This is a genomic window from Shewanella sp. UCD-KL21 (assembly GCF_001957135.1).
GTDB lineage: Bacteria > Pseudomonadota > Gammaproteobacteria > Enterobacterales > Shewanellaceae > Shewanella.
This window is the reverse complement of sequence record NZ_MPHK01000001.1, coordinates 272,733-285,350: the sequence shown is the minus strand read 5'-3', so window position 1 is coordinate 285,350 and position 12,618 is coordinate 272,733. Positions and strand designations below refer to the sequence as shown.

Here is a 12,618-nt window from a genome sequence, read left to right as displayed (position 1 = left end):
AAATTTGCTTAATAAAGCAACTTGCAATGATGGCCTATTGCCATGATTAGTTAACCATTAATTGCTTAATATATTTTACTGGTGCACTGCCATAACTTAAAAATTGCTCATGGAAGTTCTTCAAATCGAAGTCTTCACCCTGTGTTTGTTTTAGTTCTTCACGTAAATCATAAATTTCACGATAGCCAGAATAGTAACTGGTTAATTGCACTTGGCTTAATGTTGCCCTGCGCCACTTTCCTTCAGCTTCAGCTTGCTGCTGGAACGCCTCGTTAGTCATTAACTCAATGGCTTGTTCTTCTGTCATGCCGTTAACCTGAATGCTGTAATCTAAAATAGTGTTGGCAATGACCCTTAAGTTCCACTTGTAGTACATTAGCCACATTTCAGGTTCAAAATTACCGTAGCCCTCTTCTAGCATCATGCGCTCGGTGTATACCGCCCAACCTTCAACCATAGCGCCATTACCAAATAAGCTTTTTACTAAGCTTGGTGATTCGTTTGAGTAAACCAATTGAGTGTAATGCCCCGGTATGGCTTCATGGATATTTAAAACTTGCAGGATCCAATGGTTATATTCTCGCAGGTAACTTTCAGCCGACGCATCATCCATGGCATCAAGTGGTGTCACGTTATAATAGGTGTTAGCTGATTTTTCGTATGGCCCAGGTGCACTGATCGATGCGCCAGCAAAGCCGCGCATATATTCAGGTGTTTCGCGCACCACCAACGGCTTAGATGGATCTAAAGTCATTAATTGCTTATCGTTAACGAACTTCACCAACTCAGGAATTTGCGCTCTGACTTCATCGACAAAGTCTTCACGTTTAACATGCTTAACCGATAACACATCAATCAATTGCTTAATGGCTTGGTTGTCATTTGCAGGCTTTGGGGTATCAATGTATTTTGACCAAATGTCATTGGTAATCTTAGCCATCTCTTTTTGTACACGGTTTTTATCTGCCACCGCTTTTTCATACAAGGCTTTAGCTGACATGCCTGCTTGAATATCAAGGGCAAACTTCTCTTCATATAAAGTTTCACCAATACGGAAACTTCGCCCGCCCTGTTGCTCAAGTTGTGCCTCAAGCTCAGTTAACCATTCAATATGCTGGTTAATGGCATTCACCGCGGCATCAAAGCGCGTGCTAAATAAAGCTTTATCTGCTGCGGTTAACCCTGACTGATTAACTTGTTCAACTAGTTTGTCTGACAGTACCGAAAATGCGCCTTTATTTTGCATGATGGCTAATTGGGTATGTTCAATGGTTGGATTGCTAATATTAGCTTGCGCCGCTTGATAATAGGCTGGCACATTTTCAAGGCGTGCAACAACGGACTGTAAACGCTCATCAAGGGGCGCAAAGTCTTCATTGATAATCTGTGCAAAGCCACCCGCTACATTATATTGAGCAGGATTCCACTGCCATGACTTAAAGCGCTGTTGCTCCCAGTGAATTTGACCTAATAAATTTGAGATCAATTCATAATCAATTAGCTCATTGGCTGTCAGACTCGTTTTATCAAACGCCATTAATTTAGCTTGCTGACTCTGCACAAAGGCCAAGGTGTTAACCCGTGCGTCTTCATTTGGTATCTCTAAATAGCCATCATTAACATGCTTACCGCTATACAAGGCCCAAGTCGGTGACCATTGCCATAACGCATCGATAAATGAATCAGAAAATTGACTAAAGTTTTGGTTAATTTTTTGCTCAGAAACGGCTGGCAGCTGAGCAGTTTCTGTAGAATGGGTATTGCAGCCCATCAAGCTCGTTAACCCCAATGTCACAGCCAGTGAAATTGATGCTTTTTTTATTATTTTCATAACCTAAACTCCTTGTTTAATGCTTACTCATTGTTATTATTATTTTTACTAATTGTTAATTTAAATGACTGTTAAAAATTATCGCTTTAGTAAATCATGAAGCTAACATTATTTCAGTAGTTATCATTACATGGACATGTTTTGTGACAACTTTTTACTCAGTTAATTGTTAATTAGCTGCTTATCAAACCCATTCTTAATCATTAAAGGACCCATTATGACAGTGAGAAAATTGTGCCTGATACTTAATGGTAAAAAGGCTGGTATCCCTGAAATTAGAACGGCCGTTTATGCATTAAGAAAAAAAGGCTTTGATATTGCAGTTAAAGTGACCTGGGAAAGCGCTGACATGCTTCGATTAATCACAGAGTCGATACAAAGTAATTGTTGTCGTATCATTATCGGTGGTGGCGATGGCTCACTAAATGAAGCAGTAACAGCCCTAATGCAGCTGCAACAAGCCCCTGATAATCAGCAAGCTAATAACTTAACACTTTACCTGAAATAGCCGTACTCCCTTTAGGTACAGCTTGTACAATACCTCGTACTATAACCGAAGCTTTAACTCTTGCCGTAAATGGCAAGTAAACTGGCAGTACAAAAGCCTAAACATCAATCAAGGCATTGCGCTTCTAATGGCTGGTGTAATCTCCAATCGAAGCCTATTGCGGCGGAAAACTAACTTAAAGTTGTAAACCATTTAGCAAAAATAGTCATATGCGTTATTAAGCTACTAATTTACCGCTGAATAAAATCATGCAATGTACAGTCAGCCGCTTTGGCTAGCCTTAATAAAAGATTGATGATATTTCACACTAATTCTTTTAAAACCATGAAAATAGTTGGATCTTGATGCCAGTCTGCGACCCACCAAGCTGCAGATCACCTATATATGCCATATACTAGTTAACATCTATTCAAATCCCCCTAATATCGAGCGAATAATGGAAGTCGAGCTACTTGAAATTCGTAACTTCATCCGCCAGTACCCACCTTTTGATCAATTGCCAGAAGAGGCATTAATCGAAGTATCACAAAGTGTCGAGATTTCCTATAGTCGTGCTAACAGTATGATCATTGATTTTAATGATAAAATACACGACCTCTATATGATCCGCAGTGGTGTGGTGGAAGTTTACCGACGTTCAGGTGAGCTGTATAACCGCCTTGATCAAGGCGGCTTGTTCGGTCAAATGGGGTTATTAACCAACAACAAAGTACGCTTACCTGCCAAATCCCTGAAAGACTCTCTTCTGTATTGCATCCCGGAAAGTATCTTCGAAAGCTTTTGTGAGCGTTATGATTCCTTTGCTGATTTTGTTGAAGTTGAAGGCAGTATCCGCTTACAGCAAGCCGTTGAAGACAATAGCGACGATGCTAACTCACTCACAACGTCAAAGGTTAAAACGCTACTGAGTCGCGATCCTGTGATGCTGCCCGTTACTACCACCATTCAAAACGTGGCTAAAACCATGTCTGAAGAGCATGTATCAGCAGCCATTATTAATGACCCTAATCTTGGCGATGAAGGTGGTAATAGCTTTGTGGGCATCATCACTGAGCGAGATCTGTGTGCAAAAGTTCTCGCCCAGGGGTTAGATGTGGAAACCCAAGTTGTTGAGGTCATGTCCACCGAGCTTATTTCTTTAGATCATAACGCCTATATTTTTGAAGCCATGCTACTGATGCTGAGGTATAACGTTCATCACTTACCAATATTGAAAAACAAACAACCGATTGGTTTAATTGAAGTCAGTGACATTATTCGCTATGAATCCCAAAACAGCTTATTGATTGTTAGCAGTATTTTTCAGCAAAACAGTATTGATGATTTAATTATCTTGTCACATCAGCTAAAAGATTGCTTTGTGCGTATGGTCAACGAAGATGCAAACTCACACATGGTGGGTCGCGCTATGTCTGAAATTGGTAGAAGTTTTAAGCAGCGTCTACTGGAATTGGCTGAAGAAAAATTAGGTCCGCCACCCGTGCCCTATTGTTTTTTGGCATTAGGCTCAATGGCTCGTGATGAGCAACTTATTGTAACGGATCAAGATAATGCGATTATTTTAGATAATCAATATCAAGAATCAGTTCATGGTGAATACTTTAAACAATTGGCCACCTATGTCTGTGATGGCTTAGCTGCCTGTGGCTACACCTATTGTACTGGTGACATTATGGCAACGAATCCAGAGTACCGAAAAACCCAATCCCAATGGGAGGAGTGTTTTGCCGACTGGATTGATAATCCAAAGCCTCAAGCACTATTAAATTGCTCGATCTTTTTTGATCTTTATGGGGTATACGGTAGACCCAAATGGGCAGAACAGCTCAACGCCTTTATACTCAGAAAAGCCAAAAAGAATAATCGCTTTTTAGCCTGCCTTGCGAGAAATGCTATTAATCGCACCCCACCACTGGGCTTTTTTAAAGACTTTGTAATGGAAAAAGACGGTCGCCATAACAACTCGATTAATTTAAAGCGCCGTGGCACCGCGCCATTGGCAGACCTTATCCGTGTCCACGCCCTTGCCATTGGCTCACAATCGCAAAATTCATTTGATCGCTTAGAAGACATTATCGAAGCCGGAATTTTACCGCCGTCAAAGGGTAAAGATTTACAGCATGCAATGGAATTTATCTCTTTAGTTCGCATTCGCCATCAAGCATTAGATATTCAATCGGATCAAGAACCCGATAATAATATCGAACCAGAAAACATGTCTGATTTCGAAAGACGAAATTTAAAAGATGCGTTTTTGGTACTAAGCAGTGCGCAAAACTTTTTAAAGTTCCGCTACAGTGCTAGCAGCATGCAAGGATAATCAATGCGACTTTTTACCAACCAAGAAATTTTAAACTGGAAAGCTTTTTTGCAAATCAAAGCCCAAGAAAGTAAAGATAGCCGATTAAAAAAATTCTATAATGCCAGTACTTACCATGAAGAAATCAAACTGAAAGATATTGAGTTTGTCGCTGTAGATTTCGAAACAACCGGCTTAGATGCCAATCAAAACAGCATTATCAGTATAGGTTTGGTGCCGTTTACCTTAGATCGCATCGCCTGTCGAAAGGCGAAACATTGGTTTATCTCACCAGAAGATAAACTCAAAGAAGACTCCATCATCATCCACGGTATTACCCATTCTGACTTAAAAGGCGCACCTGATTTACTGCGAATTTTAGAACAACTATTAGATGAGTTGGCAGGTAAAATTGTGGTGGTGCATTACCGCAGAATAGAACGAGACTTTCTAGACGCGGCACTTCGTAGCGTAATAAACGAAGGCATTGTATTTCCAGTGGTTGATACCATGCAGCTCGAAGCTAATATTCAGCAAGCAAAACCAAGAAGTTTTTTAGATTGGCTGAGAAACACTCGCCCAGCATCGATTCGACTTGCTAATAGTCGCAGCCGATACAACCTACCCACCTATCCGCCCCATGATGCATTAACCGATGCCATTGCAACCGCTGAGTTACTGCAAGCTCAAATTCACTACCACTTTAGCCCAGACACACCGATTAAAAAGCTATGGGTATAGATCTAAAAAGCCCAGTTTCACTTGTGTGGTAACAAGTGAAACTGGGCTTTGGTTTAGATTTAGGTTTAGGTTTAAGCTTAGCTGATTAAATAGCTATTTACCGTGGCCTTTTTTCAGTTCGCAGACCCATAATCAAACTGACACACATCACCAATAAAATAATGGTAAATGGTAACGCCGTTGAAATCGCGCCAGCCTGCAAGGCTTCAATGGCTTGTGTGCCACCAACCCAAAGTAGACCCGCAGCAATCGCACCTTCAATAAAGGCCCAGAATACACGCTGAGGAACGGGTGCATCCACTTTACCGCCTGATGTGATGCTATCAATCACCAGTGAACCAGAATCCGATGAAGTAACAAAGAACACCAAAACCAAAACAATCGCAAGTAGCGATAAAATGTTGCCCATTGGTAATGCATCAAACATTTCAAACATGGCTAGCGGTACTTCTGTTAAGCCTTTCTCACCTAAGGTGCCTATCTGGTTAACCACTTGATCAATCGCAACGCCACCAAATACTGACATCCATAAGGTTGTCACTATGGTTGGTACAATCAATACAGCCATCATAAATTCACGAATAGTACGGCCGCGAGAAATACGCGCAATAAACATCCCAACAAATGGTGACCACGAAATCCACCAAGACCAATAGAAAACAGTCCAACCATGCATCCAAGCTTCGTCATCACGGCCCATAGGGTTACTTAAAGGAATGATATTTTCAATGTAGCCCATTACGGTCATGGGAATGGTGCCCATAGAAACCGCAAAACTCACCAAAATAACAAATAGCATCAATGCCAGAGCCAGTAACATATTGACATTACTGATAACTTTAACACCACCATCAATACCGCGAACCACTGAAACCACAGCTATTAACGTCACTATCGCGATAATGCCAACTTGCAGCATTAAGCCATTATCCATACCAAATACATGGTGAAAACCACTGGCAGCTTGTTGCGCCCCAAGGCCAAGGGATGTCGCCAAACCAAACAGAGTGGCAAGTACCGCCAAAATATCAACAACGTGGCCTGGCCAGCCCCAAGTTCTATCGCCCAATATTGGGTAAAAAACTGAACGCATAGAAAGCGGTAAGCCTTTGTTGTAGGCAAAGAAAGCTAATGATAATGACACTACGCCATAAATAGCCCACGGGTGCAGGCCCCAATGGAACATGGTAGCGCCTAAAGCGAGCTTAGCGGCTTCAGGTGTGTTTGGTTCGACATTGAGTGGTGTTTCATACCAGCCAGTGAAATAAGCGACTGGCTCAGCAACCCCCCAAAACATTAAACCAATACCCATTCCTGCAGCAAACAACATTGCTATCCAAGACATCATTGAGTAATCGGCTTTGGCTTCATCACCGCCTAAGCGAATTTTACCAAATGGAGAAATGATCATTGCCAAACAAAACAACACAAACAGATTGGCAGACCACATAAATAGGCCATCAAAAGTACCAATGATCTTCCATTTAATACCGTCTAATACAGATTTAGATGTTTCAGGATCAACCAAGAGAATGGCTATTAAGAAGAGTCCAATTAAGGAAGCACTGATCCCAAAAACAGGGTTGTGGACGTCAAAGCCCCACTTTTGAATGTTATCTTGTCCGACTGTGTAATCGGTGTTGTCTATACTATATTTATCGTTATTGCTATTCATTAATCCTCATTTAGAACAAACTTCATTAGTACATGAAAGGTTATTTTACTTTATTTAACGGCAACTTGCTGACTAAAGTGTCAGAAATTGCCTTAGATGTGACCTAACACACTATGAGTTAAACGTTCTTGTATAACGGTCTAGTAAGGCTTTTAGTCGGATTAGCAACTAAGTTTAAAGTCTAGTTAACTTTAGCGCATAAATGCTCAAGCATTTAAATTTCTGCTTTTAGGGGGGGGATGAGGACTGATAAGCGGAATAACATTATCAACAGATTGCTTTCAAAGGGCTGCTCGGCCAACGCTAAATCAATCAATAACTTAAAGTGCGATTATGGCGAACTGTAAAAAGATCACTTTTGTAAGAGTGAGCCATCTTGTTCCTAGATGGCTATTCTCTGCATAATTGATATTTCACATCGATGAACTATCTATAAGCTAAGTGAAAAGAAGAGAAGAGAAGTTACTTTTTAGCTTTATGCTGCAATCGCCAAGTGAAATAACCATAAAAAATACCACCAATAGGAAAAGTAATTAAAGATAGCACTATGCCATCAAAAAACTGTTCTTCTCCTGTTAAGTACATAATCAACTGGAATAAAATCGCCGTTGAGATCCCCCAAAGAAAAACACCTTTGATTAAGATATGCAGTAGTAGATTTCTGTTGGTGATACTAATATTCATTTAAAACTTCCTTGTTGATCTAATAAAACTAAAAAACATTAATTATTTATAGGTTGTACCATCATGCTTTAACCAGCCTTCGGCGTGTCGCCCTGCAGGATCGGCATGGGTCCAATGGATCACCCCGCCTTTCTTACTCCATTCATATTCACCATAAAACTCAACATAGTCACCAACACGCAAATTTGAAACTCTCGGGGCTAAATCTATATTGTGGGCTACCAGCAAGGTTAAGCCACTATTGAGTTTTAGAATGAATTTTTGATGCCTTGAGCCTTGATTATCATCAGCGAGAATATGAACCACTCGACCACTGCCGTTGACCTGAACATCACCGTTTTTCGACTCATAAGCGCGCTGAATGACAGTATCATTTGCCCAGACGGGTAAAACAAACATACTGGTTATTAGCAATAAACCAGTTATTAGCCCAGTAAATAGCCATTTCATCATTTTGAACCTCAAAAGTATTTGCTTTGATCCTTCACCTAAATAGTTTATTTGGTGTTTTTATCACCGCCAAATACCTTACCCGTCTTAAGGCAATAGAGTGTTACAACCGAAGCAGTAAACATCATCAGCCCATAAATAGTCACCATCTTGTATACCTAAAACCAAACTGGCTAAGCCTACAAAAACGATAAAAATTTGTGCGAACATATAAAAATCCCCTTTAATTAAATACCTAAATCCATTTAACGTCGCAAAAAAATTGAAAGAAAAATTAGTTTAGCTAAACCACTGAGTCAAAACAACAAAATATTAACATACATAGTGGCTATATCACTTGAATGAGTGCCGACTTACAATGGTATAAATAACTGCAATGAGGCTAAATATAGCTGCAGAATTACGGATTGAGGCTTGCAAAGTTTTTATGCAAAGTTTTTATGCAGAGAGTTTTATGCAGAGCGTTTTATAGTTATGACTAATTACTGATGCGTAATCAATACTAAACACTTACAAAAAGTGGGATTATATTAATAATTGCGGGAATTTATAAAGTAAGTAAAGCTGGGAAATTTGGCGGTGACGGAGAGATTCGAACTCTCGAAAGGTTGCCCTTTACACACTTTCCAGGCGTGCTCCTTCAGCCACTCGGACACGTCACCTTATTTGTTGCAGTCATTTTAACGTGTGAGTGGCACGGTTCTATTTATCTATACTGCTATAAGCTAACACTATTGAATATAAGGTAATTATGAAAAACCTTACGATGTAGAACGAGCGGTACTTTACGCAAATGCGTATATCAGGTCAAGCAGAAATCGATGTTTTACAAACTCTTGAACGTTTGCTGTTCAAATCGAGCAATTCCGTCGCTCGATTGATTAAATAAAGCGCGTTATTAGCTTATAAGCTAACTCATTAGCGTTGGGAATAAACCTTTAATACCGGCAGCTATCACTTCAATACCAATTGAAAGCATTAACAGACCCATTAAACGTGTGATGACGTTAATGCCTGTAGTACCGAGTACCTTAAAAATAATCGGCGCCATTCTGAACAGTCCAAAACTCATTAAACCAAAAATGATCACGGTGATAGACATACCAATCATGTCCACTAATGAGTTATTAGTAGAAGAAAATACGATAACAGAACTAATGGCACCAGGGCCTGCCATTAAGGGCAATGCAAGCGGCACAACTGCAACCGAGTCCATGCCTGATGCTTCGCGATCTTCTTCTTGGTTACGTTTCACTTGGCTCAATTTACCCTGCAGCATCGACATTGCAATGATGGCAATCAAACTGCCACCGGCAATTCTAAAGGCTGATAAAGAGATACTGAACATATTTAAAATATGCTCTCCAATAAAAATCGTGGTCAGCAAAATAATCACCACGGCAAAGTTGGCAACTTTACCTGTATGGTTACGTTCTACCTCAGTTTGGTGACTGGTTAAGGTCACAAACACAGGCAATAAGCCCACAGGGTTGATAATTGCTATCAATCCTAAGAAAAACTTAACGTAAAGCATTAAATCCACGAGCTTACCCTCTATATCAATGGTTTTGTGGTCAAAAAAATAATCGCGCAACTCTACTGCTTTTTGGCCATTTTACAAATGAGATTTTTTAGCAAGTTTGACCTAGGTAATAATAAATCTAATCTGAGCCTTAATTAGCGTTTACCACCATAGCTTTCGGAGCCAACTAACAAAGTTCAATGCTTACAACTACTGCTAACGACATAAATGAAATTTAATGACGTAAATCAATAAAAATGGCTGCTAAAAGTCATCAGTAAGCATTTTTTTGATACAATAAACACCATTATTGAATGTTAGCTACTTAATGCGCCTAAAACCCTATATTAAGTAGATAGAGGTCACTATGGTTAAACGTAATAGAATCAGTCATAAAAACGGTCACCGTAAAATCACTGGTTCACGAAGAAGGTTAGCCTATCTTTTATGCATGACTAAAACGGGTCAAAAGTACCCTACTCCTGAACTCAATATAGTCGATAAAACCAACCACGATGCTATCTAGCTGATAAATTCCCAATATCAGGCTATTTTATTTTTAAAGCCCATAAAAAAAGAGATGCTAAATAGCATCTCTTTTTTGTTTGCTTAAGCGAAAACTATTTGTTTTCAGTCCAGCGATCCATCCAACCTAGTACGTTTTTGTACCATTGTTGTAGATTATCTTGATTTAAGATCCAATGGTTCTCATCAGGGAACATTAATAGCTCTGATGGAATATCGTTACGTTGCATGTAAGTAAATGCCGCTAGTCCTTGACCATAAGGCACGCGGTAGTCTTTCTCACCGTGAATCACTAACATGGGCGTGTTCCAGTTTTCTACATAGTTAACTGGATTAAACTTCTCGTATAGTTCTTTATTTTCAGTGTAAGTGCCACCAAATTCATACTCAGGGAACCAAAGTTCTTCAGTGACGTGGTACATGCTACGCATATCAAATAGACCAGCGTGGTTTACAAGACACTTAAAGCCATCGCTCCAATTACCTTGGATCCAGTTCATCATGTAGCCGCCATATGAGCCACCTAATGCACAAGCATTATCAGTATCTAGCCACTTTTGTTGCTGACCAACAGCCGCTAAGCCTTTTTGTAAATCTTCAAGTGGCTTACCGCCCCAATCTTGCGTGATTGAGTCAGTAAAGGCTTGTCCATAACCGGTTGAACCATGGAAGTCGACCATAACCACACCGTAGCCCGCGCCTGCCCAAAGCTGAGCATTCCAGCGACCACTGAATGAGTTACCAAATGAACCTTGCGGGCCACCGTGAACTAAATAAGCGATTGGGTATTTTTTACCGGCTTCATAATTAGCAGGTTTAATCCAGTAACCGTGTACCGTCTCGTTGTTCCAACCTTTGAAGTTAAACTGCTGGAACTCACCAAACTGAATTTCAGCTAATTTGTCTTCATTAACATTGGTTAAGCGAGTAAGGTTTTCACCTTCAAGGCTAATTTTATATAAATCGCCCGGCTCAACTAATGATTTGTTGCTGAAAATAAGCCCTGACTCTGTCACTGCGACAAGGTTGTTGCTGCCATCATTGTAAATAGGACGCACATCACCAAACTGAGTGTTAACTTCAAAGATGCTTACTTGACCTACATCTTGGGCTGTTACATAAAGCGTGCGGCCATCATCACTGAAAGTCAGTGAACTTGGACTGCGATCCCATAAAGGCGCCACTTCTTTTTCAGCGCCTGTGACTGTGTCACGTAACATAATGCGGTAACGGTCAGCTTCAAAACCAGGCTTACTCATCGCAAGATAAGCCAGTTGACGGCCATCTTTAGAATAAGTCGGCTGTGCATCCCACGCTTTGTTATCAGGGGTTAGGTTTTCAGCCGTGCCACCAGCAACAGACACTTTCCATAGATCATAGTTGGTCGTCCATGCTTGATCTTTGCTTGGGGCTTTGGCGCTATAAACAATGTGTTTACCATCTGCGGTAAAAGTCACCTCTTCCATGCCTGAAAAAGGCTTTGGCGGGGTTTCAGTATCTAAACCTTGAGTAACATCAACAACATCTGTTACTGGCTTGCCATTTAGCTGACCAACAAACAAATGGTTACGGGCATGATCTTCCCATGTATCCCAATGGCGAACCATGAGTTGTTTGTATTCACGACCCGTGGTCTTTTTGTTTTCTTCAGCCTCAATACGCTCAACCGTACAAGCTAAGTCTTTACAGTCAGGAAACACCCGCATGTTCATGACCACTTGTTTACCGTCATTTGATAACTTATAGCCATTGATATCCAATGGTAAGTCAGTCACTTGCATTGCTTCACCACCGGTAAGTGGCAAGTTAAACAATTGGCTTGAACCATTGCGCGCAGCTAAGAAGTAAATTGATTTACCATCAACACTAAAAGTCACGTCATGTTCAGTGCCTTTATGTGAGGTAATTTGAACTGGCTTGGCATTTTTATCACTCAGATCCAATAAATATAAATCTGAGCTACTGTCGCCCTGCTCGTCAATTAACTTAACGGCATATACTAACTTGCTGCCATCATTGGATACAGCTGCAGAATGAAGCTTATTCAGCTTTACAAGTTGTTGAACATTAAACGGGGTTTTAGCGGGCTCTGCTGCTTGTACTGACAAGGCAAAGCCTGCCGTTGCAATAGCGAGTAAAAGTGACGATTTTTTCATTTGATGAAGTTCTCTTTTTAATTTTTGTTGTGTTACCAATGCCTGTGTTATTTTTTATGGTCTAACATCACAGCAAAATAATTAATCAATGAATGCTGTTATTAAACAGTTTACAGACTGAAGCTACACTGTTTCAAAAAACCAAAATTAATTACTGATAGCACACTACCCAAACAAAAACGCTCAGGCAATAGGATTTTGACACAATCCAAACCTGAGCGAGATTA

Annotated in this window: 10 protein-coding genes and 1 tRNA gene; 3 read left to right on the top strand and 8 right to left on the bottom strand. The window is 40.3% G+C overall.

Going from position 1 to position 12,618, the window contains the following annotated elements:
- Positions 1-46: 46 nt before the first annotated feature.
- Positions 47-1,822: a DUF885 domain-containing protein gene (locus BM739_RS01205; RefSeq protein WP_076536771.1), complete on the bottom strand. Its 1,776-nt coding sequence runs from the start codon at positions 1,820-1,822 to the stop codon at positions 47-49.
- 226 nt (positions 1,823-2,048) lie between these two features.
- On the opposite strand from BM739_RS01205, the gene BM739_RS01200 reads away from it, so the two are divergent.
- The 3 genes from BM739_RS01200 (at position 2,049) to BM739_RS01190 (ending at position 5,379) form a co-directional block, all read left to right on the top strand.
- Positions 2,049-2,339, top strand: a complete 291-nt coding sequence (locus BM739_RS01200) for a diacylglycerol kinase family protein (protein ID WP_076536447.1) — start codon at positions 2,049-2,051, stop codon at positions 2,337-2,339.
- A 436-nt stretch (positions 2,340-2,775) separates the two neighbouring features.
- On the top strand, positions 2,776-4,659 hold the full coding sequence (locus tag BM739_RS01195; protein WP_076536445.1) for a DUF294 nucleotidyltransferase-like domain-containing protein: 1,884 nt from the start codon (positions 2,776-2,778) through the stop codon (positions 4,657-4,659).
- 3 nt (positions 4,660-4,662) lie between these two features.
- Positions 4,663-5,379 (top strand): 3'-5' exonuclease, encoded by a 717-nt coding sequence (locus tag BM739_RS01190; RefSeq protein ID WP_076536443.1) that lies wholly within the window; start codon positions 4,663-4,665, stop codon positions 5,377-5,379.
- A 97-nt stretch (positions 5,380-5,476) separates the two neighbouring features.
- Here the strand turns inward: BM739_RS01190 and BM739_RS01185 are convergent, their stop codons facing one another.
- The 7 genes from BM739_RS01185 to BM739_RS01160 form a co-directional block, all read right to left on the bottom strand.
- Positions 5,477-7,054, bottom strand: coding sequence for a BCCT family transporter (locus BM739_RS01185; RefSeq protein WP_076536441.1), 1,578 nt, complete (start codon positions 7,052-7,054; stop codon positions 5,477-5,479).
- A gap of 462 nt (positions 7,055-7,516) precedes the next feature.
- Entirely contained in the window at positions 7,517-7,738 is a 222-nt protein-coding gene (locus BM739_RS01180) for a hypothetical protein (protein ID WP_076536439.1), read from the bottom strand.
- A 42-nt stretch (positions 7,739-7,780) separates the two neighbouring features.
- Positions 7,781-8,188: a DUF3465 domain-containing protein gene (locus BM739_RS01175; RefSeq protein WP_076536437.1), complete on the bottom strand. Its 408-nt coding sequence runs from the start codon at positions 8,186-8,188 to the stop codon at positions 7,781-7,783.
- A gap of 87 nt (positions 8,189-8,275) precedes the next feature.
- Entirely contained in the window at positions 8,276-8,398 is a 123-nt protein-coding gene (locus BM739_RS20615; RefSeq protein ID WP_303046080.1) for a hypothetical protein, read from the bottom strand.
- 364 nt (positions 8,399-8,762) lie between these two features.
- Positions 8,763-8,850: transfer RNA gene (locus BM739_RS01170), tRNA-Ser, on the bottom strand.
- Positions 8,851-9,098: 248 nt separating this feature from the next.
- On the bottom strand, positions 9,099-9,731 hold the full coding sequence (locus tag BM739_RS01165) for a YchE family NAAT transporter (RefSeq protein WP_076536769.1): 633 nt from the start codon (positions 9,729-9,731) through the stop codon (positions 9,099-9,101).
- A 599-nt stretch (positions 9,732-10,330) separates the two neighbouring features.
- On the bottom strand, positions 10,331-12,391 hold the full coding sequence (locus tag BM739_RS01160; RefSeq protein WP_076536435.1) for a S9 family peptidase: 2,061 nt from the start codon (positions 12,389-12,391) through the stop codon (positions 10,331-10,333).
- Between the last annotated feature and the right edge of the window lie 227 nt (positions 12,392-12,618).